The organism is Microbacterium sp. LWH7-1.2 (genome assembly GCF_038397755.1).
Classification (GTDB): Bacteria; Actinomycetota; Actinomycetes; order Actinomycetales; family Microbacteriaceae; genus Microbacterium.
In genome coordinates this window covers 1,801,764-1,825,539 of sequence record NZ_CP151637.1, presented here as the reverse complement: position 1 = coordinate 1,825,539, position 23,776 = coordinate 1,801,764, and the positions used below count along the sequence as shown (strand labels likewise).

General features: G+C 70.9%; 24 protein-coding genes. 17 read left to right on the top strand and 7 right to left on the bottom strand.

All coding sequences use genetic code 11. The annotated features are described in order from the left end of the window. Positions 1–167: 167 nt before the first annotated feature. A complete protein-coding gene (locus MRBLWH7_RS08625; protein WP_342001188.1) occupies positions 168–776 on the bottom strand; it encodes a TetR/AcrR family transcriptional regulator in 609 nt (202 codons plus the stop codon). Between the two features lie 113 nt (positions 777–889). Here MRBLWH7_RS08625 and MRBLWH7_RS08620 point away from each other — a divergent pair, with 113 nt between their 5' ends. The 10 genes from MRBLWH7_RS08620 (at position 890) to MRBLWH7_RS08575 (ending at position 9,978) form a co-directional block, all read left to right on the top strand. Continuing rightward, a complete protein-coding gene (locus tag MRBLWH7_RS08620; protein WP_342001186.1) occupies positions 890–1,627 on the top strand; it encodes an enoyl-CoA hydratase/isomerase family protein in 738 nt (245 codons plus the stop codon). After that, positions 1,624–2,544 (top strand): 3-hydroxyacyl-CoA dehydrogenase family protein, encoded by a 921-nt coding sequence (locus MRBLWH7_RS08615; protein ID WP_342001184.1) that lies wholly within the window; start codon positions 1,624–1,626, stop codon positions 2,542–2,544. The genes MRBLWH7_RS08620 and MRBLWH7_RS08615 overlap by 4 nt, the downstream gene beginning before the upstream one ends. Continuing rightward, positions 2,544–4,679 (top strand): phenylacetic acid degradation bifunctional protein PaaZ, encoded by a 2,136-nt coding sequence (paaZ, locus tag MRBLWH7_RS08610; RefSeq protein ID WP_342001182.1) that lies wholly within the window; start codon positions 2,544–2,546, stop codon positions 4,677–4,679. Before MRBLWH7_RS08615 ends, paaZ begins: the two co-directional genes overlap by 1 nt. Continuing rightward, positions 4,676–5,101 (top strand): hydroxyphenylacetyl-CoA thioesterase PaaI, encoded by a 426-nt coding sequence (gene paaI, locus MRBLWH7_RS08605; RefSeq protein WP_342001180.1) that lies wholly within the window; start codon positions 4,676–4,678, stop codon positions 5,099–5,101. Before paaZ ends, paaI begins: the two co-directional genes overlap by 4 nt. 158 nt (positions 5,102–5,259) lie before the next feature. Then, on the top strand, positions 5,260–6,270 hold the full coding sequence (paaA, locus tag MRBLWH7_RS08600; RefSeq protein WP_342001178.1) for a 1,2-phenylacetyl-CoA epoxidase subunit PaaA: 1,011 nt from the start codon (positions 5,260–5,262) through the stop codon (positions 6,268–6,270). Continuing rightward, positions 6,267–6,572 carry a 1,2-phenylacetyl-CoA epoxidase subunit PaaB gene (gene paaB / locus MRBLWH7_RS08595; protein ID WP_342001176.1) on the top strand — a complete coding sequence of 102 codons (306 nt, stop codon included), beginning with the start codon at positions 6,267–6,269 and terminating at the stop codon, positions 6,570–6,572. The genes paaA and paaB overlap by 4 nt, the downstream gene beginning before the upstream one ends. Positions 6,573–6,628: 56 nt before the next feature. Next, complete coding sequence (gene paaC / locus MRBLWH7_RS08590; protein ID WP_342001982.1) at positions 6,629–7,393, top strand: 1,2-phenylacetyl-CoA epoxidase subunit PaaC; 765 nt, start codon at positions 6,629–6,631, stop codon at positions 7,391–7,393. Between the two features lie 119 nt (positions 7,394–7,512). Continuing rightward, positions 7,513–8,010: a 1,2-phenylacetyl-CoA epoxidase subunit PaaD gene (paaD, locus tag MRBLWH7_RS08585; RefSeq protein WP_342001979.1), complete on the top strand. Its 498-nt coding sequence runs from the start codon at positions 7,513–7,515 to the stop codon at positions 8,008–8,010. Further along, entirely contained in the window at positions 8,010–9,206 is a 1,197-nt protein-coding gene (paaE, locus tag MRBLWH7_RS08580; protein WP_342001175.1) for a 1,2-phenylacetyl-CoA epoxidase subunit PaaE, read from the top strand. The genes paaD and paaE overlap by 1 nt, the downstream gene beginning before the upstream one ends. Positions 9,207–9,216: 10 nt before the next feature. Beyond that, positions 9,217–9,978 carry an enoyl-CoA hydratase-related protein gene (locus MRBLWH7_RS08575; RefSeq protein WP_342001173.1) on the top strand — a complete coding sequence of 254 codons (762 nt, stop codon included), beginning with the start codon at positions 9,217–9,219 and terminating at the stop codon, positions 9,976–9,978. Positions 9,979–10,172: 194 nt separating this feature from the next. Here MRBLWH7_RS08575 and MRBLWH7_RS08570 read toward each other — a convergent pair whose 3' ends face one another. Then, a complete protein-coding gene (locus MRBLWH7_RS08570; protein WP_342001171.1) occupies positions 10,173–11,825 on the bottom strand; it encodes a thiamine pyrophosphate-binding protein in 1,653 nt (550 codons plus the stop codon). 151 nt (positions 11,826–11,976) lie between these two features. Between MRBLWH7_RS08570 and MRBLWH7_RS08565 the strand changes: the two genes are divergently transcribed. Next, positions 11,977–12,285, top strand: coding sequence for a hypothetical protein (locus MRBLWH7_RS08565; protein ID WP_342001169.1), 309 nt, complete (start codon positions 11,977–11,979; stop codon positions 12,283–12,285). 41 nt (positions 12,286–12,326) lie between these two features. Here the strand turns inward: MRBLWH7_RS08565 and MRBLWH7_RS08560 are convergent, their stop codons facing one another. Next, complete coding sequence (locus MRBLWH7_RS08560; RefSeq protein WP_342001167.1) at positions 12,327–13,037, bottom strand: helix-turn-helix domain-containing protein; 711 nt, start codon at positions 13,035–13,037, stop codon at positions 12,327–12,329. 164 nt (positions 13,038–13,201) lie between these two features. Here MRBLWH7_RS08560 and MRBLWH7_RS08555 point away from each other — a divergent pair, with 164 nt between their 5' ends. The 4 genes from MRBLWH7_RS08555 (at position 13,202) to MRBLWH7_RS08540 (ending at position 17,487) form a co-directional block, all read left to right on the top strand. After that, positions 13,202–15,115, top strand: a complete 1,914-nt coding sequence (locus MRBLWH7_RS08555) for an FAD-binding monooxygenase (protein WP_342001165.1) — start codon at positions 13,202–13,204, stop codon at positions 15,113–15,115. Positions 15,116–15,272: 157 nt separating this feature from the next. Further along, positions 15,273–16,742, top strand: a complete 1,470-nt coding sequence (locus MRBLWH7_RS08550) for an NAD-dependent succinate-semialdehyde dehydrogenase (RefSeq protein ID WP_342001977.1) — start codon at positions 15,273–15,275, stop codon at positions 16,740–16,742. Positions 16,743–16,836: 94 nt separating this feature from the next. Next, a complete protein-coding gene (locus tag MRBLWH7_RS08545) occupies positions 16,837–17,043 on the top strand; it encodes a dodecin family protein (protein ID WP_342001163.1) in 207 nt (68 codons plus the stop codon). Positions 17,044–17,118: 75 nt separating this feature from the next. Then, positions 17,119–17,487, top strand: a complete 369-nt coding sequence (locus MRBLWH7_RS08540) for a hypothetical protein (RefSeq protein ID WP_342001161.1) — start codon at positions 17,119–17,121, stop codon at positions 17,485–17,487. Between the two features lie 182 nt (positions 17,488–17,669). On the opposite strand, the gene MRBLWH7_RS08535 is transcribed toward MRBLWH7_RS08540, so the two are convergent. The 3 genes from MRBLWH7_RS08535 to MRBLWH7_RS08525 are packed head-to-tail and all read right to left on the bottom strand — an operon-like array spanning position 17,670 to position 19,075. Continuing rightward, complete coding sequence (locus tag MRBLWH7_RS08535; protein ID WP_342001159.1) at positions 17,670–18,212, bottom strand: putative immunity protein; 543 nt, start codon at positions 18,210–18,212, stop codon at positions 17,670–17,672. Positions 18,213–18,256: 44 nt separating this feature from the next. Continuing rightward, positions 18,257–18,928: a VOC family protein gene (locus MRBLWH7_RS08530; protein WP_342001157.1), complete on the bottom strand. Its 672-nt coding sequence runs from the start codon at positions 18,926–18,928 to the stop codon at positions 18,257–18,259. Between the two features lie 6 nt (positions 18,929–18,934). Continuing rightward, the gene (locus tag MRBLWH7_RS08525) at positions 18,935–19,075 is read right to left on the bottom strand and encodes a hypothetical protein (protein WP_342001155.1); all 141 of its coding nucleotides are present in this window, start codon (positions 19,073–19,075) and stop codon (positions 18,935–18,937) included. Positions 19,076–19,157: 82 nt separating this feature from the next. Between MRBLWH7_RS08525 and MRBLWH7_RS08520 the strand changes: the two genes are divergently transcribed. Next, positions 19,158–20,237 carry a winged helix DNA-binding domain-containing protein gene (locus MRBLWH7_RS08520; protein ID WP_342001154.1) on the top strand — a complete coding sequence of 360 codons (1,080 nt, stop codon included), beginning with the start codon at positions 19,158–19,160 and terminating at the stop codon, positions 20,235–20,237. A gap of 46 nt (positions 20,238–20,283) precedes the next feature. Here the strand turns inward: MRBLWH7_RS08520 and MRBLWH7_RS08515 are convergent, their stop codons facing one another. Beyond that, positions 20,284–21,720 carry a helix-turn-helix domain-containing protein gene (locus MRBLWH7_RS08515; protein ID WP_342001153.1) on the bottom strand — a complete coding sequence of 479 codons (1,437 nt, stop codon included), beginning with the start codon at positions 21,718–21,720 and terminating at the stop codon, positions 20,284–20,286. A gap of 116 nt (positions 21,721–21,836) precedes the next feature. On the opposite strand from MRBLWH7_RS08515, the gene MRBLWH7_RS08510 reads away from it, so the two are divergent. Next, a complete protein-coding gene (locus tag MRBLWH7_RS08510; RefSeq protein ID WP_342001151.1) occupies positions 21,837–23,717 on the top strand; it encodes a phosphoenolpyruvate carboxykinase (GTP) in 1,881 nt (626 codons plus the stop codon). Positions 23,718–23,776: the final 59 nt, after the last annotated feature.

Sequence of the window (23,776 nt, the reverse complement as noted above, 5' to 3'; positions counted from 1 at the left end):
CCGCACGGCGTGTCGCGTGACGCGCCCGTGTTTCGGCAGCAGGGAGGCCGCGGGGACGGCTGAGTCAGGGGGATGGCCGGGTCAGCGGGGATGGCCGGGTGAGCGGGGATGGCCGGGTGAGCGGGGATGGCCGGGTCAGCGGGGATGGCCGGGTCAGCGGGGATGGGTCAGCGGGTGCGCATGCCGTCCAGCGCGACCGCGACGACGTCGTGCGCGAGGCGCTCCCGGTCGACAGGCCCGCTCGGCCGGTACCACTCGACGATCGAGTTGACCATGCCGAAGACCAGGCGCGTGGCCACGGCGTCGTCGACGTCGGCGCGCACCTGACCGGCGCGCTGCGCCTCGGCCACGAGCGCCGTCACCCGGTGGTCGAACGCGCGCCGGCGCTCGAGGGCGGCGCGCTCGACGTCGCTGTTGCCGCGTACCCGCAGCAGGAGCGTGACGTACGGGAGTTTGTCGACGAGCACACGCACCGCGCCGCGCAGCACCGCGCCGAGCCGCTCGACCGGATCCGCGACGGCCGCGTCCGGTTCGTCGAGCACCCCCTCGAGCCCGTCGAGCGCTTCGTCGAGGGCGAGCGCGAGCAGCTGCTCCTTCGAGTCGAAGTGGTGGTACAGCGCCGACTTCGTGAGCCGGAGGCGCGAGGCGAGATCGGCCACCGATGTCGCGTCGTATCCCTGCTCGTTGAAGAGGGCCACTGCGACCGCGAGCACCTGATCGCGGTCGTAGCCAGGCCGTCCGCGTCGCGCGGGGAAGGCGTCGGTGCTCGCGGACATGCGCCCAGTCTCGCACCGGTCGGGTCCATGGCGTGCAGGACGATGGCATTACTGAACGATCGATCAGATATTATGGGCGCGAGACCGCGACGGAGCGGATCGAGAGGATGCCGATGCCTGAGCCGCTCAAGATCGAGCGCCGCGAGGACCGCGTCGTCGCGACGCTGTCGCGGCCGGAGGTGCGCAACGCCATCGACCAGGACACGATCGACCGCCTGCACGAGCTTTGCGGCGAGCTCGAGCGCGAGCCGCGCACGCTCATCATCACGGGCTCCGACGGCGTGTTCGCCTCGGGGGCCGACATCGCACAGCTGCGTGACCGCCGCGCCGCCGACGCCCGCCGGGGCATCAACACCCGGGCGTTCACGCGGGTGCGGGGCCTCCCGATGCCGGTCATCGCCGCGATCGACGGCTACGCGCTGGGCGGCGGGGCCGAGCTCGCGTACGCGGCCGACATCCGCATCGGCACTCCGGGTCTCCAGATCGGCAACCCCGAGACGGGCCTGGGCATCATCGCGGCGGCCGGTGCGACGTGGCGCCTGCCCGAGATCGTCGGTGAGGCCCGGGCCGCCGAGATGCTGCTGACAGGGCGGATCCTGGATGCCGACACCGCCGTCGCGTGGGGGCTCGTGTCGTCGCTGTTCGAGCCCGCAGACCTGCTCGCCGCTGCTCATGCGCTCGCGGATCGCATCGCCCGCAACGACCCGTTGGCGACGCGTCACACGAAGACGGCGCTGCTCGCCCCGCGCGCGGCGCACCCCGAGATCGAGCTCGAGCTGCAGGCGCAGCTCTTCGAGAGCCCCGAGAAGGACCGGCGCATGACCGCCTTCCTCGAGAGGGGGAAGCGATGAGTGCGGCCGAGGGCAGTTCCCGTTCGTTGAGCGAGCGAAGCGAGTCGAAACGCGCCGAGCCGGCGAGACTGCCCGGTCGCGTCGGGGTGATCGGCGGCGGGCGCATGGGCGCGGGCATCGCACACGCGTTCGCCCTCGCCGGCGCTCAGGTGGTCGTGGTCGAGCGCGACCAGGAGGCGGCGGCCGCAGCATCCGCTCGCCTTCTCGAGAGCGTGCGGCGCAGCGTCGAGCGCGGCACCACCGAGATCGGGTACGACGCGCTCGCCGCCGCGATCCAGACGGCGACGGATGCTGCGGCCCTGACCGGCTGCCACCTCGTGGTGGAGGCGGTCCCGGAGGATCGGGAACTGAAGCACGACGCGCTCGCGCGCGCCGAACGCGCTCTCGGACCGGATGCGGCGCTCGCCACCAACACCTCGTCCATCTCGATCGACGACCTCGCATCCGGCCTCGACCGCCCCGAACGCTTCCTGGGCCTGCACTTCTTCAACCCCGTGCCGGCGTCGCAGCTCGTGGAGGTGGTCACCGGTGCGGCGACCGACCTCGCGCTCGTCGACGACGCCAGGGCCTGGATCGCGGCGCTCGGCAAGACGCCCATCGTCGTGCGCGACAGTCCGGGCTTCGCGTCGAGCCGGTTGGGGGTCGCCCTCGGGCTCGAGGCGATCCGCATGCTCGAGGAAGGTGTCGCGTCGGCCGCCGACATCGACGCGGCGATGGAGCTCGGCTACCGGCATCCCGTCGGCCCGCTGCGCACCACCGACCTCGTCGGCCTCGACGTGCGGCTGGGCATCGCCGAGGAGCTGCACCGCGAGCTGGGGAAGCGGTTCGCACCCCCGGAGCTGCTCAGGCGCCTCGTCGCCGACGGACGACTCGGCCGCAAGACCGGCCGCGGCTTCTACGAATGGAGTGAACAGTGATGATCGAGCGGTCAGCGACCGGCATCCTCCCCAGCTACCTGCGCGATGCATGGTGGACGCCTGCATCCGAAGCCGGCGCCGCGACCGTGCGCGACGCGTCGACCGGCGATGTCGTGACGCTCGTGAGCACCGAGGGCATCGATCTCGCGGGTGCGATCGCCCACGCTCGCACGGTGGGCCAGGCGGGCCTCGGCGCGCTCACCTTCCACCAGCGCGCCCTGCTGCTGAAGGAGTTCGGCATCGCACTCACGGCGCGCAAGGAGGAGCTCTACGAGCTCTCGAAGCGGGCCGGCGCGACCACGCGCGACTCGCTGAGCGACGTCGACGGCGGCATCGGCGTGCTCTTCACGTACTCGTCGAAGGGCAGGCGCGAGCTGCCGAATGCGCAGGTGTACCTCGACGGACCGGTCGAGCCGCTCTCGAAGGACGGCTCGTTCCTCGGGCGCCACGTGTACACGCGCCTTCCGGGCGTGGCCGTGCAGATCAACGCCTTCAACTTCCCGATGTGGGGCGCGCTCGAGAAGTTCGCCCCCGCGTTCCTCGCGGGCGTGCCGACGATCGTGAAACCGGCGACGCCCACGGCGTACGTCGCTGAGGCCTGGGTGCGCATCCTCGTCGAGACGGGACGCCTGCCCGCCGGCTCGCTGCAGCTGGTGAGCGGCGCCGTGCCAGGCTTGTTCGACCACCTCGGACTCGGCGATCTCGTGGGCTTCACCGGCAGCGCGTCGACCGCGTCCCGGCTTCGCGAGCAGGCGGCGCCGGGCGTCAGGTTCACGAGCGAGACCGATTCGATCAACGCGTCGGTGCTCGGCCCCGATGCGGTGCCCGGCACCCCGGAGTTCGACGCGTACGTGAAGCAGCTCATGGTCGAACTCACCACCAAGGCCGGCCAGAAGTGCACCGCGATCCGGCGCGCCATCGTGCCGGCCGACGCCGTCGAGCCTCTGGTCCGGGCCCTCAGCGACAAGCTCTCCGAGCGCGTCGTCGTCGGCGACCCGCACGCCGAAGGCGTCACGATGGGCCCGCTCGTCTCGCTCGCCCAGCGCGACGAGGTGCTGCGCGCCGTCGGCGCGCTCGAGGCGGCGGGCGGTCGCATCCTGCTCGGATCGACGGATGCCCCGGACGTGACGCACGCCGACGGCTCGACCGGTCCTGCCCCCGACGGGGCCTTCGTCATGCCCATCGTCATCGGGTTCGACGGCGCCGCCGACGCGCTGCCCGAAGCGGTGCACGATGTCGAGGCGTTCGGGCCCGTGGCGAGCGTGCTCGCGTATCGCACCGTGGACGAGGCCGCCGATCTCGTCGGCCGCGGCGGCGGATCTCTCGTGACGAGCGTGGCCACCGCCGACCCCGCCGTCGCGGCGACCCTGCTCGCGCGCACCGCCGCGTACAACGGGCGCCTGCTGTTCCTCGACCGCGACGACGCCCGCACGTCGACGGGCCACGGCGCCCCGGTGCCGCACCTCGTGCACGGCGGACCCGGCCGCGCGGGCGGTGGCGAGGAGCTCGGCGGCATCCGCGCGGTCCTGCACCACATGCAGCGCACCGCGGTGCAGGGCTCACCTGCGATGCTCACGGCGCTGACCGGCGTGTGGCACCAGGGCGCAGCATCCCGTTCCGATCGCCACCCGTTCCGCAAGTCACTCGCCGAACTCGCGATCGGCGACCAGATCGCGTCGCCGCTGCGACCGGTGACCCTCGACGACATCGAGACGTTCGCGAACTTCACCGGCGATCTCTTCTATGCCCACATGGACGAGGAGGCCGCCGCCGCGAACCCGTTCTTCCCGGGTCGCGTGGCGCACGGCTACCTGCTGGTGTCGTGGGCGGCCGGCCTGTTCGTGGACCCCGAGCCCGGTCCGGTGCTCGCCAACTACGGCCTCGAGAACCTGCGGTTCATGACGCCGGTGTCGCCCGGTGACGAGATCCGCGTGGTGCTCACGGCGAAGCAGATCACCCCGCGCGAGACCGACGAGTACGGCGAGGTGCGCTGGGACGCGGTCATCCTGAACCAGCGCGAGGAGATCGTCGCGACGTACGACGTCCTCACCCTGGTCGCGAAGACGTCTGCGGACACGGATGCCGCCACCGCCGCAGCATCCGTCTCTCCCGAGTCCGCCGGGGTGGGCGCATGAGCGACCCCGCCGCGCACTTCGTCGGGCAGCGCCGCATGCTGCAGCGCGACCGCGCCTCGGCCGCGCTCGGCATGCTCGTCGAGCGCGACGAACCGGGCGAGGCCGTCGTGTCGATGCGGGTGCGCGACGACATGACCAACGGGTTCGCGATCACGCACGGCGGGATGGTGTTCGCGCTCGCCGACACCGCGTTCGCGATGGCCTGCAACGAAGACGACGACGTCACGGTGGCCGCCGGCGCCGACATCACGTTCCTCAAGGCCACCCACGCCGGCCAGACCTTGACCGCGCACGCGCGGCGACGCATCCTCTCGGGCCGCAACGGCCTGTACGACGTCACCGTCACCGACGAGACCGGCGATGTGGTCGCCGAGTTCCGCGGTCGGTCCTTCACCACGCGCCGAACCAACCGAACCGACTGACCTCTGCAACGGGCTGCCGAAACACGGGCCGGTGACGCGACGCGCTGGGGCGCAGCATCCGTTTCCGGCGCGTCGCCGTGACGCACCCGTCTTTCCGCACCGTGGCGAAGTCCGTAGTAGACTTACTGAACGAACGGTCTGTAAATAAGGAGTCGACGATGACGACCGAGATGCTGATCGACGAAGCCGCCGAGCAGGCGGCGTTCGATGCGATCATCGAGGCCGACTCGCGCATCGAGCCGCGGGACTGGATGCCGGCCGCATATCGCAAGACGCTGATCCGGCAGATCTCGCAGCATGCGCACTCGGAGATCATCGGGATGCAGCCCGAAGGCAATTGGATCTCGCGGGCGCCGAGCCTGAAGCGCAAGGCGATCCTGATGGCGAAGGTGCAGGATGAGGCGGGCCATGGGCTGTACCTGTACTCGGCGGCGCAGACCCTCGGCATCACCCGCGACGAGATGACCGAGCAGCTGATCGAGGGGCGGGCCCGGTACTCGTCGATCTTCAACTACCCGACACCGACGTGGGCCGACATGGGCGCGATCGGCTGGCTCGTCGACGGCGCCGCGATCTGCAACCAGGTGCCGCTGTGCCGCGCGTCGTACGGCCCTTACGGCCGGGCGATGGTGCGCATCTGCAAGGAGGAGTCGTTCCACCAGCGGCAGGGGTTCGAGATCCTGCTGACGCTGATGCAGGGTTCGCCCGCGCAGCGCGAGATGGCGCAGGATGCCGTGGACCGCTGGTACTGGCCGTCGCTGATGATGTTCGGGCCCCCTGACGACGAGTCCCCGAACTCGGCGCAGTCCATGCAGTGGAAGATCAAGCGCTTCTCGAACGACGACCTGCGGCAGCGGTTCATCGGGATGCTGGTGCCCCAGGCCGAAGTGCTGGGCGTGACGCTTCCCGACCCGGAGCTGCGGTGGGACGAGCAGGCAGAGCGGTGGCACACGAGCGAGATCGACTGGACCGAGTTCCACGAGGTGCTCGCCGGCCGCGGCCCCATGAACGTCGAGCGCATCCGCAATCGCCGCAACGCGCACGAGGACGGCGCCTGGGTGCGCGAGGCCGCCGCCGAGTACGCCCGCAAGCAGCAGCTCGCCTCCCGGTCGTTGAGCGAGCGAAGCGAGTCGAAACGCCCCGAGCCGACGATGGAGGTTGGATCATGACCACACCGGGCGCTTCGCCGCGAGAGTCCTGGCCGCTGTGGGAGGTGTTCGTCCGCGCGAACCGCGGACTCAGCCACGTGCACGCCGGGTCGCTCCACGCGCCCGATGCGGAGCTCGCGCTGCGCAACGCCCGCGATCTCTACACGCGCAGGGGGGAGGGCACGTCGATCTGGGTCGTGCCCGCCGACGCCATCACGACGAGCGATCCCGATTCGAAGGGGGCGTTCTTCGAGAGCCCCGCGGGCAAGAACTACCGGCACGCCACGTACTACACGGCGTCCGAGGGGGTGCCGCACCTGTGATCGAGGAACTCCCGCATGGCGACGTGACCGTCGAGCAGGTCGAGCTCTCGGCCGAGCTGGCCGGTGCCGAGGGGCACGCCGCAACGGCGGACGTCGCGGACTACGCGCTCTGGCTCGGCGACGATGCGCTCATCCTTTCGCAGCAGCTCGGCGCGTGGATCGCCCGGGCTCCCGAGCTTGAGGAGGACGTCGCGCTCGCCAACATCGCGCTCGACCTTCTCGGTCACGCGCGTTCGTTCCTGCGGTACGCCGGCACCTACGACGATCGCACCGAGGACGACCTCGCCTACTGGCGCGACGAGCCGGAGTTCCGGTGCGCGTGGCTCTTCCAGCAGCCCAACGGAGACTTCGCGCAGACGATCGCGCGTCAGCTCGCAGCATCCGTCTACCTCTTCGAGCTGTACACGGCGCTGCAGGGGTCGTCCGACGAGACGCTCGCCGCGATCGCCGCGAAGGCGGTCAAGGAGGTCGAGTACCACCGGGACCACGCCGTCCAGTGGACGCTGCGCCTCGCGGGCGGCACCGACGAGTCGCGCCGGCGCATGCTCCGCGCGATCGGCGATGTGTGGCCGTACGTGGGCGAGCTGTTCCGCGACGAGCCGCTGACCGAGCGCCTCGACGGCATCGCCGTGCGGCCATCGACACTTCAGGCGCCGTTCGACACCGTGATCGCGGCGGTCTTCGCCGAGGCCGAGCTCGAGGCGCCTGCCACCCCGATGTCGTCGGCCGGCGGGCGGCGCGGATCGCATTTCCCGACGCTGGGCTACCTGCTCGCCGAGATGCATGTGCTCGCCCGGCGGCACCCGGGGGCGACATGGTGACCGCACCGCCGCCCCAGCCAGTTTCCCGGTCGTTGAGCGAGCGAGGAACGCGGTCGTTGAGCGAGCGTGCGAGTCGGAACGCAGAGCCGAAACGCCTTGAGCGTCCGAGCAACCCCGGTCTGCGGCCGGCTGCCGATGCCCTGACCGATCGCGCGTGGGAGGTCGCGGCATCCGTCCTCGATCCCGAGGTTCCTGTCCTCACGATCGAGGATCTCGGCGTGCTGCGCGACGTCGTGGTCGACGAGGGACGCGTGACCGTCACGATCACGCCGACGTACTCGGGCTGCCCGGCGATGGACGCGATCGGCGACGACCTCGTGCTCGCGCTCACGTCGGCCGGCTTCGACGACGTCGACGTGCGGCTCGTGCTCGCCCCCGCATGGACCACGGACTGGATGACGGATGCCGGCAAGCGCAAGCTCGTCGAGTACGGCATCGCTGCGCCCACCGGGCGTGCGGCGGTGAGCGGGCCGATCCGCCTTCAGCTGTCGGTGCGGTGCCCGCGCTGCGGGTCGCTCGACACCCGCGAGCTCGCGCGGTTCGGCTCGACGTCGTGCAAGGCCCTCTACGAGTGCCGCGCCTGTCTGGAGCCCTTCGACCATTTCAAGGTGCACTGATGCGGCCCGGCGAGGCGGCGGCGAGCGAGAACGAGCGCATCGCCGAGACACTGCTCACGACCGCCGTCGGCGGTCCGCGCGGGGCCAAGCACCGCGCGCGCTTCCACACGTTGCGGGTCGCGGCGGTGCATCCGTTGACGGACGCCTCGGTCGAGGTGACGTTCGCGATCCCCGAGCAGGCACGAGACGAGTTCGACTACCTCGCCGGGCAGCATGTCGCCCTGCGAAAGGTGCTCGACGGGCACGAGGTGCGCCGCTCCTATTCGCTGTGCCGCGCCGAGGACTCCGGCGGCGGGGGCGACGGACCGCGCACGATCAGCGTCGCGATCAAGCGCGATCTCGGCGGTCGGTTCTCGACCTGGGCGCAGACCGAGCTGAAGGTGGGCGACGAGATCGACGTGATGAGCCCGCAGGGCACCTTCACCTCGAAACTCGCCGACCTGGACGACACGCACGTGGCGGGGATCGCCGCCGGATCAGGCATCACGCCGCTCATGGCGCTCGCCGCGACCGTGCTCGCCCGGTCGCGCACGTCGCGGTTCACGCTCGTGTACACGAACCGCTCGAGCCTCGACGTCATGTTCCTCGACGAGCTCTCCGACCTCAAGGACCGCTACCCGACCCGGCTCGCCCTGCACCACGTGCTGTCGCGCGAGCAGCGCACCGCGCCACTGCTCTCGGGCCGCATCGACGAGCCGCGGCTGCGCCGCATCCTCGGCGACCTCGTGCTGCCCGACACCGTCGACGAGTGGTTCCTGTGCGGGCCGTTCGAACTCGTGCAGCTCTGCCGCGACACGCTCGCCGACATCGGCGTCGACCCCGCGCACGTGCGCTACGAGCTCTTCACCACCGGCGAGGGGGATCGCGCCGAGCCGTCGGCGGGGCGCCCGGTGGTCGTCGCGAAGGACGAGCCGGTGAGGCGCATCGAGTTCACGCTCGACGGGCAGTCGCAGGCGGTCGACAGCCCGGTCGCCGCGCACGAGTCGATCCTCAACGCCGCGCTGCGAGTACGTCCTGACGTGCCGTTCGCGTGCGCCGGGGGCGTGTGCGGCACGTGCCGTGCGCGCCTGCTGCAGGGATCGGTCACGATGACGGAGAACTACGCTCTCGAGCCCGACGAACTCGAGCGCGGGTATGTGCTCACGTGCCAGTCTCATCCCACGACCGATACCGTCGTCGTCGACTACGACGTCTGAGGAGGAACGAATGATCGAACTGTCCATCACCGGCGACGTCGCCGAAGTCGTCCTCAACGCGCCGGAGAAGCTCAACGCGCTGTCGCTGCGCGAGCTGGGGGAGATGGATGCCGCGTACCGCAGCGCCGAGGAGTCCGGGGTGCGTGCGCTCGTGCTGCGCGCCGAGGGCCGGGCGTTCTGCGCGGGCCGCGACATCGCCGGCGTGGACCCGGTGACCGACGACGTGCCCGAGTACCTCGCCGGCGTCGAGACGCTGATGAGGCGGATCGCCGCGTTCCCGGCGCCGACCTTCGCGGCCGTCCACGGCGCGTGCCTCGGCGTGGGTCTCGGACTCGCGATCGCCACCGACGTCGTGTACGTCGCGGACGACGCCAAGATCGGCTCGCCGTTCGCCAGCCTCGGAGCGATGCTGGACTCGGGCGGCCACGCCCTCCTCTACGAGCGGCTCGGTGCGCACCGCGCGCTCGACCTCATCTACACCGGCGCGATGATGTCGGGCGCCGAGGCGGTCGCTGCCGGCCTGTTCAGCCGCGCGATGCCCGTCGAGGAGGTGTTCGATTTCACGCTGCAGCGGGCGACGCTCGCGGCATCGGGACCGACGGCCGCGTTCGTCGCCTCGAAGCGCCTGATCGCGCGCCTGCGCGGCGAGCGGCTGTGGGACGCCGTCGCCGAGGAGGCCCGCGGCCAGGAGGCGCTGCGCAGCACCGCCGACTACCGCGAGGGCTTCGCCGCCTTCCAGCAGAAGCGCAAGCCCGACTTCACGGGCGAGTGAGCGCCGCGCCTGCTTGCCTGCTTGCCTGCTGCTGCCTCCCTCCCGGCTTTTGGCGGCTCGCCAGAATTCGCGGGCGCGGCCGACGTTTTTGGCGACTCGCCACCAATCGACCACCGCTGCCGCTTCACCGCATCAGGGCGACTCGCCAGGATCACACCTTGTGACCGACGTGTCTTGGCGAGTCGCCAAAACCGTTAGGAGTTCACGCGGATGATCTCGCGCTGGTACGGCGCGATCACCGAGCCCGAGATGCGACAGTCGAGCACGAGGAATCGACGGGATGCTGCGGGCTCGGCCGTCCACTCCGCCAGCCGGTCGAGGTCGGCCAGGGTGCGCACGACGACGCCCTCGGCCCCGACGCCGGCCGCGAGCGCGGCGAAGTCGACCTCGGGGATGAGCATGGGCTCCTGCGCGAGACCCTTGAGCCCGTAGAGGTGGATCTCCGCACCGTAGGCGGCGTCGTTCCACACCACCGCGACCCCCCGGCCGCCGGCGACGCGGACAGCGGTCTCGAGGTCGGCGAGGGCCATGAGCCCGCCGCCGTCGCCCGTCGTCAGCACGACCGTCGCCGAGGGCTTCGCGAGTGCGGCGCCGGGCACCGACGGCCAGCCGAGCCCGATGGACTGGAACGCCGTGCCGACCATCATCATGCGGTCGGGGCATCCGACGGGCCAGTACATGTTCGCCCAGCCGATGAAGTGGCCGCCGTCCGAGACGACGACCCGGTCCTCCGGCAGGAGTTCGCCGACGCGTGCCGCGACTGCGCGGGGGTCCAGCCGACCGTCGGGGGCGAGGTGGTCGCCGGGCTCGTATGCCCGCAGCGGCATGAGATCGACGGATTCCCGCCAGCCGCTGGCCCGGCCGGCCCGGGCGGCCAGCCCGTCGGCGACCGTGCGGGCCACCACGGCCGCGTCGCCGCGCACGTAGCCGCCGACGTGGGGATGGGTCGCGGCGGGCGCGACGTCGACTTGGAACACCCGGGTGCCGGGCGCGAAGAGGTCGCCGAACCGCATCGTGAACTGGTTCAGCGACGCTCCGAACACGACGGCGACATCCGCCTCGCGCACGAGCGCCATGGCCCCTTCGGCGCCGAAGCCGCCGGTCACGCCGAGGTCGAACTCGCCGCGGGGGAAGATGCCGCGGCCGAGGGCGGTGGACGCCGTGACGGCGCCGACCGCATCGGCGACGTCGCCCAGGGCCTCGCCGGCGCCCGAGATCCACGCTCCGCGGCCGGCGAGCAGGAACGGCCGCTCCGCTGAGGCGAGCGCCTCGACGAGTCCCTCGACCGCGCCTTCGGCGAACGGTCCGGCGGGCACGAGAGGCGCGGGCAGGCGCGGCTCCGGGGCCTCGGGGAGGGGGCCTGCGTCGCGCGCGGCGACGTCGTAGGGGATCGCGAGCACCGTCGGCACCCGGTAGGTGAGCGCGTGCTCGATGGCGATGATCGTCGTGGCCGCGGCATCCGCTCGCCCGACCGTGTAGGTGCGCGCGCCGACAGCCGATGCGAGGGCGATCTGGTCGACGTCCCACGGGCGCGGCCCGGAGGTCGGCTCGTCGCCCACGACGAGCACGAGGGGCACATGAGCCTGCACCGCCTCGGCAAGCGCGGTGAGGGTGTTGGTGAAGCCGGCACCGTAGGTGGCGGTCGCAGCGGCCAGGCGCCCGGAGGCGCGGTGGTACGCGTCGGCGGCGACGACCCCGCCGGCCTCGTGGCGGACGGCGGTGAAGTGCACGTCGGTGGAGCGCTCGAGCGCGTCGAGGAAGTACGCGTTGCCGTTGCCCATCACGCCGAAGACGTGATCGATGTGGCGGGCGAGGGTGAGGGCGACGTGCGCCGAGACGGTGCTCATGGCGGGAGACATGGCGATGCCTTTCGAGACGGAACGGATCAAGAGCCGTATGTGTCTCGCGCGTGCGCGCTGCGTGCCCATTTTTCGAGCACCGGCGAGCGACGGTGCCACCGGACGTGACGAGTATAGGTCTTCGGGCAGGATGGGAGTCATGAAGACGACTCAGCTCCGTCGGTACACGCTCGTCGAAGGGGAGTACGACGACTTCGTCGCGTGGTGGAAGGAGTGGATGCCGCGGGTGCGGCCCGCGGCCGGCTTCACGATCGAGTTCGCCTACGGCCTTCCCGAGACCAACGAGTTCGTCTGGGCGGTGAGCGCAGAGGGCGACGAAGAGGCCTTTCTGGCCCTGGAGAAGGAGTACCTCGCGTCGGGCGCCCGCGGTGAGGCCTTCGCCGGCCTTCCGCAGCGGGTCGCGGAGTACAACATCCGCCTCGTGACCGAGTACCCGACCACCGCCTGAAAGCACCGGTCAGCGGCCGGAGAGCGCTGAGCGGAGAAGGCTCAGCCGCCGAGCGCCTCGCGGATCGCGGTCGCCGAACGGGTGAGACGCGTCGCGATCTCGTCGTCCGTGTGCGTGCTGGCCACGAACACGACCGCGATCGCCGCGGGCCCGCGCCCGCGCACCACGAACGGCACGGCGACCGCCCGCAGGCTGGGGATGACCTCGTCGTGGCTGGTGGCGTAGCCGCGGGTCGCGGCATCCGTCACCTCCTCCGCCAGCGCCGGTGACACGGCTGCGGGCCACGACGCCTTGGGCAGCAGCGACAGGATCGCCTTGCCTGGGGCGCCGCGCGTGACGGGATGCCGCGTCCCCGGCCGCTGTGCGACGGGGTTCACGGCGTGGCGCGGCTCGACGCTCGAGAGCGTGACGCACTCCTCGTGATCGAGGACCGCGAGGAAGCAGGTCACGCCGAGGTCACCCGCGACCGCGGTGAGCTCGGGGAGCGCCTCGGCCTGCAGGTCGTGCGCGACGCCGGCGGCGAGGGCGGCGAGGCGTGCTCCGAGCTCGATGCGGCCGGCCGCGTCGCGCTCGACGAGCCCATGGTCTTCGAGAGTGCGCAGCAGTCGGTAGGCGACCGACCGGTGCACCTCCAGTCGGCCGGCGAGCTCGTCGATCGAGAGGGGCCCGCGCGCGTCGGCGAGCAGTTCGAGGATTCGGATGCCGCGGCTCAGCGTCTGCGATGCGGGCGGTGTGGGCGCGGCGGTGGGCATGGCGGCTCGCAGTCTGTGCGCTCCGGCGTCTTGCCGCGCGCGCACCGGTCATATACGATCTGTTCAATAGTAGAACGGTGTGTTCGAATATAGAACACGCCCCCGCTCGCAGCAAGCACGGACGCGACGAGCCCTCGACACCGTCGTCCGAGGAGGACACACCGATGCAGTTCCACCACCACGGCTACGTCTCCGCCGACCCGCGCGTGCAGGACGCCGCCGGCACGGGCATCGACCGTCCGGCCGAACTGCCCGACGAGACGGACGTGCTCATCGTCGGCTCGGGCCCCGCGGGCATGCTGCTCGCGGCGCAGATGTCGCAGTTCCCCGGTGTCACGACCCGACTGATCGAGCGCCGCGACGGGCGCCTCGTGCTCGGCCAGGCCGACGGCATCCAGCCGCGCAGCGTCGAGACGTTCCAGGCGTTCGGGTTCGCGGAGCGCATCATCGCCGAGGCCTACAACATCGCCTGGATGAACTTCTGGGGACCCGACCCCGAGAACCCCCGCAACATCATCCGCACCGCGCGCACCGAGGACTACGCGTTCAAGATCAGCGAGTTCCCGCACCTCATCGTGAATCAGGCGCGCGTGCTCGACTACTTCGCCGAGGCCGCCGCGCTCGGCCCGGGCCGCATCCTGCCCGACTACGGGATCGAGTTCCTCGGCCTCACCGTGCACGAGGACGGGGAGCACCCCGTGGAGGTGCGGGTGCGACACATCGCCGGCGACCGCGCGGGCGAGGAGCGCACCGTACGCGCGAAGTACGTCGTCGGCTGCGACGGCGCGCGCAGCGGAGTTCGCCAGGCCATCGGCCGCAAGCACGTCGGGCAGTTCGCCGCGCATGCCTGGGGCGTGATGGACGTCCTGGTGAACACGGACTTCCCCGACTGGCGCACCAAGTGCGCGATCAACTCCGAGGCGGGCAACATCCTCCACATCCCGCGGGAGGGCGGTTATCTCAGCCGCATGTACATCGACCTCGGCGAGGTCGCGAAGGACGACAACCACCACGTGCGCCAGACCCCGATCGAGGAGATCATCCGCAGGGCGAACGAGATCCTGCACCCGTACACCCTCGACGTGAAGCAGGTCGCGTGGCACAGCGTCTACGAGGTCGGCCACCGCGTCACCGACAAGTTCGACGACGTCGACGTCGACCAGGGCCACGACCCGCGCGTCTTCCTCACGGGCGACGCCTGCCACACGCACAGTGCGAAGGCCGGCCAGGGGATGAACGTCTCGATGCAGGACGGCTTCAACCTCGGCTGGAAGCTTGGTCACGTGCTCACCGGGCTCAGTCCCGCATCGCTGCTGTCGACGTACTCGGCCGAGCGTCAGCCGGTCGCGCAGCAGCTCATCGACTTCGATCGCGAGTGGTCGGCTCTGATGGCCCGCAAGCCCGAGGAGATCTCCGACCCCCAGGAGCTCGCCACGTTCTACCTCGGCACCGCCGAGTTCCCGTCGGGCTTCATGACGCAGTACGGCGAGTCGATGATCGTGACGGATGCTGCGCACCAGGCGCTCGCCGAGGGCTTCCCGCTGGGCAAGCGCTTCAAGTCGGTCGAGGTGGTCCGCGTGTGCGACGGCAATGCCGTGCACCTCGGACACCACGCCAAGGCTGACGGTCGGTGGCGTGTGTACGCCTTCGCCGACGCGCCTGCCGCGGGAGAGGCATCCGCTCTCTCCGACTGGGCCGCGTTCATGGCTTCGCCGGAGTCGCCGCTGCAGCGCTTCACGCCCGAAGGCGCCGACGCGGACGCCGTCTTCGACGTCAAGGTCGTGTACCAGCAGCGTCATGACGAGGTCGACGTCAACCGCGTGCCCGAGCTGTTCCTGCCGAAGACCGGACCCCTCGGTCTCACCGACTGGGAAAAGGTCTACGCGGCGGCGCCCAGCGCCTGGACGACCGACGACATCTTCGAGGAGCGCGGCCTCTCGCGCGACGGTGTCGTCGTCGTCGTGCGTCCCGACCAGTACGTCGCGGCGGTCCTTCCGCTCGAGGCGACCGAGGAGCTCACGGCGTTCTTCGCGCAGTCGTTCCTTCCCCAGCGCGAGCCGGCGAGCGTCGTCGGCTGAATGAGTCCGCGGTGGCGAACCAACCCTCGTTGCTGTACACCGCGTATATCGGCCGCTCCGGCGGCGGCGGGTCACAATGGCCCGGTAGACATCGACAGAACGGATGCCGCGACCCGCGGCGTCCGGAACCGACAAGGGAGTCCTCGTGACGACGACGATCACCGAAACCCGTGAGTCCGAGCTGCTGGCGTCCGTCCCCGACGGACTGTTCATCGGCGGACAGTGGCGCGCGGCGTCCGGCGGCAAGACGCTGAAGGTCTACGACCCGTCGACCGGCGACGTCGTCAAGGAGATCGCGAACGCCTCGCCCGAGGACGGCACCGCCGCCCTGGACGCCGCCGTCGAGGCGTTCCCCGCGTGGGCGGCGACGCCGGCCCGGGAGCGGGCCGAGATCCTGCGCCGCGCGTTCGATCTGCTGCAGGAGCGCAAGGAGGACTTCGCCCTGCTGATGACGATCGAGATGGGCAAGCCGCTCGCGGAGGCGCGCGGAGAGGTCGCGTACGGGGGAGAATTCATCCGCTGGTTCAGCGAGGAGACCGCCCGCATCCAGGGCCGCTACGGCGCGAACCCCGAGGGCACAGGCCGCATGATCGTGTCGCAGCACCCGGTCGGCCCGTGCTTCCTCATCACCCCGTGGAACTTCCCGCTCGCGATGGCGACCCGCAAGATCGCGCCCGCGCTCGCCGCCGGCTGCACCGTGGTCATCAAGCCGGCCGAGCTGACTCCGCTCACCACGCTCGCCTTCGCGAAGCTCCTCGAAGACGCGGGCCTCCCGGCCGGTGTGGTCAACGTGTTCACGACCTCGACGTCGGGCGCCGTGTCGGAGCCCATCATCCGCGACCCTCGCCTGCGCAAGCTGTCGTTCACCGGATCCACCCAGGTCGGCCAGCGTCTGCTCGAGCAGGCCTCGCAGGGCGTGCTGCGCACGTCGATGGAGCTCGGCGGCAACGCGCCGTTCGTGGTGTTCGACGACGCCGACCTCGACAAGGCGGTGGACGGCGCGATCGCGGCGAAGTTCCGCAACATCGGCCAGGCCTGCACAGCGGCCAACCGCTTCATCGTCCACCGCTCCGTCGCCGACGAGTTCGCGAAGCGGGTGACCGAGCGCGTCAGCGGGTTCAAGATCGGTCGCGGCACCGAAGAAGGCGTCGTGATCGGCCCGCTCATCGACGACCGCGCGGTCGCGAAGGCGGCACAGCTGGTGCAGGACGCGGTGTCGCGCGGCGCGAAGGTGGCCACCGGCGGCAACGAGGTCGAGGGTCCCGGCACGTTCTACGAGCCCACTGTCGTGACCGACGTGCAGGCGGGGTCGGAGATCCTCCGCGAGGAGATCTTCGGACCGGTGCTCGCGATCGTCCCCTTCGACGACGAGGACGAGGCCGTCCGTCTCGCCAACGACACCGAGTACGGGCTCGTCTCGTACGTCTTCACCGAGAACCTCGCGCGCGGCCAGCGCATGATCGAGCGCCTCGAGACCGGCATGATGGGCCTCAACATGGGTGTCGTCTCCAACGCGGCCGCGCCGTTCGGCGGCTGGAAGATGTCGGGCCTCGGCCGCGAGGGCGGCGCGGAAGGCATCCACGAGTACCTGCAGACCAAGTACACGCTGACGCCCAACCCGTTCTGACGCTCGCCCGTCGCAGGGGCACCCCTTCCATCCGCGCGGGAGCGCGGTCACTATGGACCTGTCGGCATCGACGATGAAGCGATGAGGGGTCAAGATGAGCGTTTACCGAGTGATCGACGTCATCGGCACGAGTGCCTCGTCCTGGGAGGAGGCCGCCCGAGAAGCCATCAGCACCGCGGCGGGATCGCTGCACGATCTGCGCATCGCCGAGGTGACGAAGCAAGACGTCGTCGTCAGCGACGACGGGACTCTGCTGTTCCGTTCGCGGATCCAGCTCTCGTTCAAGTACGCGCCTGAGTAACGCCGCGCCCCCTCTGGTGGTGGTCTGTCGCGCTCTCTAAGTTGGGGGTGGCGGGCGCAACCGGAGGAGTCGCTGATGGAGTCACCGATCGAGAGTCTGACGAGCTCCGCGCCGTCGTGGGGCGCGAAGCTGGCGTTCGGCGAGACCGTCGACGTCGGCGGGCGGCAGATGACCCCGGCGGCGCTCGTTGTCTTCGGGTTCGGTGGCGGCGGTGGGTCGGGCAAGTGGCCGCAGCGGGGAGCGCTGCCCGAGGGTGAGGGCGAAGGCAGCGGCGGAGGCGGTGGCGGCTACGTGCTGCCTATCGGTGCGTACGTGAGCGGCCCGGATGGCCCGAGATTCCAGCCGAACCCGGTGGCGATGATCATCGTGAGCGTGCCGCTCGTGTCCGCCGCCGGCTGGGCGCTGGCGCGGATCATCACCGCGGCGAGGTCGGGTCGCAGGTAGGACGTAGGACCCTGCCCGCCGGCAAGAAGACGTCGTCGTCATTCCTCCACAACGGGACGAGGGCGATGTTCGAGAAGGCCGGGTTCACGTTCGAGCGCCGCATCGGGAAGAACAAGACCGTGATGCGAAAGACGGTCCCGCCGGCACGTGCCTGACCCCGAGTGGGCCCGCTGTCGACACGGTCAGGCGACGGTGCCGAGCAGCGCCGCCTGGATCCGGCGGATGTGCTCACCGAGGTCGCCCCGGGCCAGCAGGCCGGGACCGAGCGGGCCGGCGGAGTCGTCGCCGAGTCGCGGCAGCAGCCTGAGCGCGGACGCGACATCGGGGGTGATGCGTTGCAGCTGCCACGCGAGCTCGTCCTCGGCGGCGTCATCGCTGCCCGATGGCGCCAGCCTCGCGGCTCGCGCGGCGTAGGCGGCAGCGCCCAGAGCGTGTGCCCCCATGTGTGCGACACCCGCAGCCTGCGCGGCGGCGCGCGCGGCGGCGACACCAGCGGGGGAGGCCGCCGCGTGTGCGGCCCGGCCGGCGACGAAACGGCGCCGGATCTCACCCGCCGCCGCGAGCTCGCCCCGCGCGAAGGCGCGGGCACGGTCGATGGCGTCGCGGGCGCGCTCGTCCGCCGGCACCTCGGCTTCGAACACCGCGAGCACGCGTTCGGCGCAGTCCGCGGCCCACGCCGCCACCCGCCGACGGTCTTCTTCACTGAGCGACTGGGGTGACGGCACGCCAGCACTCTGCCACATGAGCGCTGAAGTCGCCCCGCCGGCGATCAGTCGTAGGTGTCCGTCCAGGACGCGATGTCCACGCCGTGGTTGTCGGGCGAGGCGAGGGACCACCACGCGGGAGCGTGCGAATCATCGGCGAGTCTCCCGCCCGCGGCGAGTGCGGCGTCCACCCGCGCCTGGGCCTGGTCGGCCGGCACGAAGACGTCGAAGTGGGTGCGGCCCCTGGACGGCGAATCTCCCGTGAGCGGGTTGAAAGCCAGTTGCGGTCCGCACCGCAGCGGGTCCGCAGCATCCGTGTCGCCGAAGGCCTCATAGCCGAGTGCGGCGATGAAGAACGGGCGCACGTCGGCCTGGGAATGCTCGGCGACGTAGATGCCGATGGACTGCGCGCGCGATGGATCCGGCAGCAGGCGGCACTCGGCGGCCGCCTGGGACACGGCGGCCGCGAACTCCACCGCGGCTGCCGGGATGCCCTCAGGGCCGCGGTACGGGATGCGCACGATGACCGCCTCAGGGCGCACATCGATGTCGGGCAGGATGTCGAGCTGCTCGGCGGCCGTGAGGATCGGGCTGAGGAGCTCCGCGGCGTGGGCGAGCGAGGTCGCGGCGAAGACCGCCTGTGGGCTGGTGGCGGTGACACGCCAGTCCGAGACGCCGGGCGCACGGTGAAATGCAGCCGGAGAGATCCAGCCCGATCCGCTCGTCGACTCACCCATGGACTGCTATACCGGCTCGGTGGTGCGGATCAGGCCGCAGTTCACGCACGACCAGGCGACGAGGAACCGCTCGTCGTCGAGGATCTCGAAATTAAGCGCGTCCCCGCACGTGGGGCAGATTCGCGCATCCGCGGCGGGCACCGTCATGTCGTCAGCATAGGCACCCGGCTCGGGTGCCGGGAGTGCGTCGCGGACACCGCGCGTCCGCGGCCTGGGCCATGATGGGCGGGTGGATGCCTCGACCCTCCGGAACGAGCGGCTCCGGTCGCATCGCCTGAGCGCGCCCGCGGCGACCGTCGCCGACGCGGCACGACACATGCTCGCGACGCAGAGCCAGGAGTTCTGGGGCGGGCGCTGGGCGCTCGCGACGCGCGTGCGGGGCCGAACGACGGTGCGCGACGTCGACGCCGCCTACGGCCGCGGCGAGATCGTCCGCACGTGGACGATGCGAGGGACCATTCACACGATCCCCACCGCCGACATGGCGTGGGTGCTGTCGCTCACCGCCGAGCGCCAGCGCCGCCAGGCGGCGGCCGTGCACCGCAACGAGGGGATCGACGCCGACGAGGCCGATCGTGCCGAGCGTCTCGCCCGCGCCGCGCTCGGCGGTGGCAACCGTCTCACCCGCAAAGAGCTGTTCGAGGTCTGGGAGCAGGGCGGCGTCTCGACCCTGCGCCAGCGCGGCTACCACCTGCTCGTCGCGCTGTCTCTTCGGGTCGTGCTGTGCCAGGGGCCGGTCGTGCCGCGGGAGAAGGGGCCGACGCGCGAGCAGTTCTTCGTGCTGGCCGACGAGTGGATCACGGATGCTGCGACCCCGGCGGATCCGATGGCGGAGTTCTTCGTCCGCTACATCGCCTCGCACGGGCCCGCCGGCGCGCGGGACTTCGCGTGGTGGACCGGGCTTCCGCTCGGGATATCGCGCGCGGCGGCGGAGGCGGCATCCGATCGCGTCCGTGTCGTCGCCGACGAACCCGAGCCGCAGTACGTCGTCGCGGGGCCCGCGCCGCGCCGCAGCGCCGCGGCCCCGGAGGTCGTCGCGCTGCCGCCGTTCGAGGAGTACTACCTGTCGTACGTCGACCGCACCGTGCCGTGTGCGCCGGAATTCCTGCGCGCCATCGGACCGAGCATGAACGGCATCGTGCGGCCGATCCTCGTCGCGCGCGGCGAAGCCGTCGGCGTGTGGACGCATTCCCTGGCGGTCGGCCGCCACGCGGAATCCCCGGTGCCCGAGCTGTTCACGCCCGGCGCCGCGACGGATGAGGAGGTCGCGGCCGCGCTCGACCGCTACCGCGACTTCATCACGGCATAAAGGCGACGGATGCCTCGGCCCGCGGCATCCGTCCGTCCTGCCATCCTCAGGCGTGACGGTCGAGAAAGTCGTAGACCTCGTTGTCGTCGACCCCTGGGAACGCGCCGCGGGGGAGCGGCGAGAACATCTGCATGTGCACGCGCGCGCTCGGCCAGGCCTTGCCCGACCAGCGGTCCGAGACGTCGGAGGCGACGCGACGGCAGCACGATTCGTCGGGGCACGTCGAGGTCGCGCGCTTCTGCGTCTCGCGGCCGCGGAACCACCGTGCGTCGTCGAAGGGAACGCCGACCGTGATCGAGAACTCGCCCTCCGCGGTGGTGCCGGTCTGCGTCGAGCACCAGTATGTGCCGGCGGGCGTGTCGGTGTACTGGTAGTGCTCGGTGGTGCGGTTCTGCTCCGAGAAGGCGGCGCGGGCCGAGAACTTGCGGCACGCGATCTGGCCGTCGACGGCGCCCGTGACATCCATCGGAAGCGGCAGATCGTCGTTCTCGTAGACGCGCGAGATCGCACCCGAGCCGTCGACGCGCAGGAAGTGCAGCTTGATGCCGAGGTGGTGCGTCGCGAGGTTGGTGAGTCGCATGCCGGCCGCTTCGTGCGTCACGCCGAACGCGTCGCGGAAGTCCTCTACGGCGAGATTGCGGTCCTTCTTCGCCTGCTGGAGGAACGACACCGATGCCGTCTCGGGCATGAGGCAGCAGGCGGCGTAGTAGTTGATCTCGAGCCGCTGCTGCAGGAAGTCCGCGTAGTCGGTCGGGCGCTTGTGGCCGAGAAGACGATGCGCCATCGCCTGCAGCGCCATCGACCGCAGGCCGTGCCCGCCGGGGATGGACGCCGGCGGCAGGTAGATGCGGCCGTGCTCGAGGTCGGTCACCGACCGCGTCGAGTGGGGGAGGTCGTTCACATAGATCAGCTCGAACCCGAGCTTCTCGGCCATGATGCTCACGGTGCGGTGCGTGAGGGCGCCCGACACGTGACCCGCCGCCTTGAGCTGCTTCTCGGCGAGCTTCTCGATGTCGGGGAGGTAGTTGTCGCGCTCGCGCATCATGAGCCGGAGCTCGGTGTTGGCGCGGCGCGCCTCCTCGGGCGTCGCGATCGCCTCGCGCTCGCGTCGCTGCAGCTCGCGGTGCAGACCCAGGATCGATTCGATCGTGTCGTCGGACATGCCTTTCGTCACCTTGATCGGCGCGACGCCGAGCTGGCGGAAGACCGAACCCGACTGCGCGCGCTCCAGCTCGATCTCGAGCGCCGCCCGGCGGTTGGGAGGCTCGGCCGAGAGGAGGTCGCCGACCTCGACGCCGGTCGTCGAGGCGATCGCCTGGAGAAGCGACAGCTTCGGCTCGCGCTTGCCGTTCTCGATGAGGCTGAGCTGGCTTCCGGCGACCCCGACCAGCGCTCCGAGCTCGTCGAGCGTGTAGCCGTGGGCGAGACGCTGATGACGGATGCGGTGGCCCAGGGTCGACAGTTCGAGTGACGTGGGGGGCATTCCTTGATGCTAGCGAAAGAATTGCAACTCTTGACACAAGATTTCGTGGGAAGAGCTCTCTGTTACACCCGAAAGTAGAGGAAGAGCACGAATCTGCATCAACGAGGAGCGACACCATGGCCCTTGCCGACATCTTCACCCGAACCGAAGGCTCCACATCTGCCCGTCCCACCCTCACCCGGACGTATGGCGAGGCGCCGACCGTTCAGGGCGAGGGCATGGCCGCGCTGCGCGCATGGGTCGACGAGATCGCCGCGTTGACGCAGCCGGCGCGGGTGCATTGGGTCGATGGGTCGCGTGCCGAGAACGACGCGCTGCTTCGCGAGATGGTCGACGAGGGCAAGCTCATCAAGCTCAATCCGGAGTGGCGTCCGGGTTCGTACCTGGCCCGTTCGCACCCGAGCGACGTTGCGCGCACCGAGGCGCGCACGTTCATCGCGTCCGAGCGCGAGGAGGACGCCGGCCCCACCAACAACTGGGTCGCGCCCGATGAGATCCGCGCCACCATCACGCCGCTGTTCGAGGGGTCGATGAAGGGCCGCACGATGTACGTCGTGCCGTTCTCGATGGGGCCGGTCGGCGGCCCGCTGTCGCACATCGGCGTCCAGATCACCGACAGCGCCTACGCCGTCACGTCGATCGGCATCATGACCCGGGTCGGCACCGAGGTGCTGCGGCAGATCGCCGGCGGCGCGCCATGGGTCAAGACCGTGCACTCGGTCGGCGCCCCGCTGCAGCCGGGCCAGGCCGACGTGGCGTGGCCGTGCAACGACGAGAAGTACATCGTGCACTTCCCCGACACGCTCGAGGTGTGGTCGTACGGCTCCGGCTACGGCGGCAACGCGATCCTCGCGAAGAAGTGCTTCGCGCTGCGCATCGCCTCGGTCATCGGTCGCGACGAGGGCTGGCTCGCCGAGCACATGCTCCTCATCCGCGTCATCGACCCGGCCGGCCGGGCATACCACCTCGCGGCGGCGTTCCCGTCGGCGTGCGGCAAGACGAACCTCGCCATGCTCCGCCCCACGATCCCGGGCTGGCGCGTCGAGACCCTGGGCGACGACATCGCGTGGCTGCGTCCCGGCGAGGACGGGCGACTGTGGGCCATCAACCCCGAGGCCGGCTTCTTCGGCGTCGCACCGGGAACGGGCGAGTCGACCAACGTCACCGCGGTCGAGACGCTGTGGGGCAACACGATCTTCACGAACGTGGCGCTGCGCCCGGACGGCGACGTGTGGTGGGAGGGCCTCACCGACGAGCCGCCGGCGCAGCTCACCGACTGGGAGGGCAACCCCTGGACCCCGGCATCCGGTCGTCCCGCCGCCCACCCGAACTCGCGCTTCACCGTCGCCGCGGCCCAGTGCCCGCAGATCGCCGATGACTGGGACGCGCCGCAGGGCGTGCCGCTGGACGCGATCCTGTTCGGCGGCCGCCGCGCCACCAACGTCCCGCTCGTGGTCGAGGCCACCGACTGGACGCACGGTGTCTTCATGGGCTCGAACGTGTCGAGTGAGCGCACCGCCGCGGCAGAGGGCACGGTCGGCGAACTGCGCCGCGACCCGTTCGCGATGCTGCCGTTCTGCGGATACAACATGGCCGACTACTTCGGCCACTGGCTGAAGGTCGGCCAGCAGCTGCGCTTCGACCGCGCCCCGCGCGTGTTCCAGGTCAACTGGTTCCGCAAGGGCACGGACGGCCGGTTCCTGTGGCCGGGCTTCGGCGACAACTCGCGCGTCATCGACTGGATCATCCGCCGCATCGAGGGCGAGGTCGGCGCCATCGAGAGCCCGATCGGCCGCCTGCCGAACGCCGAGGACCTCGACCTCGACGGCATCGAGGTGTCGCAGACCGACCTCGACGAGCTGTTCGCCATCGACCCGCAGTCGTGGCTGCGCGAGGCCGACCTCACCGAGGAGTTCTACCGCACCTTCGACGGTCGCGTGCCCGCCCCCCTCTGGGCCGAGCTCGCCGCGCTCCGGTACCGCCTGCAGCGCGCCTGAGCCAGACCGGATGCCCCGGCCCCGCCTGTGCAGGGGTCGCGGCATCCGCTTCCGCGCGA

Excerpts from the sequence above, each read along its gene's own strand:
- MRBLWH7_RS08625 (WP_342001188.1), bottom strand. The coding sequence starts at position 776 with ATGTCCGCGAGCACCGACGCCTTCCCCGCGCGACGCGGACGGCCTGGC.
- MRBLWH7_RS08620 (WP_342001186.1), top strand. The coding sequence starts at position 890 with ATGCCTGAGCCGCTCAAGATCGAGCGCCGCGAGGACCGCGTCGTCGCG.
- MRBLWH7_RS08615 (WP_342001184.1), top strand. The coding sequence starts at position 1,624 with ATGAGTGCGGCCGAGGGCAGTTCCCGTTCGTTGAGCGAGCGAAGCGAG.
- paaZ (WP_342001182.1), top strand. The coding sequence starts at position 2,544 with ATGATCGAGCGGTCAGCGACCGGCATCCTCCCCAGCTACCTGCGCGAT.
- paaI (WP_342001180.1), top strand. The coding sequence starts at position 4,676 with ATGAGCGACCCCGCCGCGCACTTCGTCGGGCAGCGCCGCATGCTGCAG.
- paaA (WP_342001178.1), top strand. The coding sequence starts at position 5,260 with ATGACGACCGAGATGCTGATCGACGAAGCCGCCGAGCAGGCGGCGTTC.
- paaB (WP_342001176.1), top strand. The coding sequence starts at position 6,267 with ATGACCACACCGGGCGCTTCGCCGCGAGAGTCCTGGCCGCTGTGGGAG.
- paaE (WP_342001175.1), top strand. The coding sequence starts at position 8,010 with ATGCGGCCCGGCGAGGCGGCGGCGAGCGAGAACGAGCGCATCGCCGAG.
- MRBLWH7_RS08575 (WP_342001173.1), top strand. The coding sequence starts at position 9,217 with ATGATCGAACTGTCCATCACCGGCGACGTCGCCGAAGTCGTCCTCAAC.
- MRBLWH7_RS08570 (WP_342001171.1), bottom strand. The coding sequence starts at position 11,825 with ATGAGCACCGTCTCGGCGCACGTCGCCCTCACCCTCGCCCGCCACATC.
- MRBLWH7_RS08565 (WP_342001169.1), top strand. The coding sequence starts at position 11,977 with ATGAAGACGACTCAGCTCCGTCGGTACACGCTCGTCGAAGGGGAGTAC.
- MRBLWH7_RS08560 (WP_342001167.1), bottom strand. The coding sequence starts at position 13,037 with ATGCCCACCGCCGCGCCCACACCGCCCGCATCGCAGACGCTGAGCCGC.
- MRBLWH7_RS08555 (WP_342001165.1), top strand. The coding sequence starts at position 13,202 with ATGCAGTTCCACCACCACGGCTACGTCTCCGCCGACCCGCGCGTGCAG.
- MRBLWH7_RS08545 (WP_342001163.1), top strand. The coding sequence starts at position 16,837 with ATGAGCGTTTACCGAGTGATCGACGTCATCGGCACGAGTGCCTCGTCC.
- MRBLWH7_RS08540 (WP_342001161.1), top strand. The coding sequence starts at position 17,119 with ATGGAGTCACCGATCGAGAGTCTGACGAGCTCCGCGCCGTCGTGGGGC.
- MRBLWH7_RS08530 (WP_342001157.1), bottom strand. The coding sequence starts at position 18,928 with ATGGGTGAGTCGACGAGCGGATCGGGCTGGATCTCTCCGGCTGCATTT.
- MRBLWH7_RS08525 (WP_342001155.1), bottom strand. The coding sequence starts at position 19,075 with ATGACGGTGCCCGCCGCGGATGCGCGAATCTGCCCCACGTGCGGGGAC.
- MRBLWH7_RS08515 (WP_342001153.1), bottom strand. The coding sequence starts at position 21,720 with ATGCCCCCCACGTCACTCGAACTGTCGACCCTGGGCCACCGCATCCGT.
- MRBLWH7_RS08510 (WP_342001151.1), top strand. The coding sequence starts at position 21,837 with ATGGCCCTTGCCGACATCTTCACCCGAACCGAAGGCTCCACATCTGCC.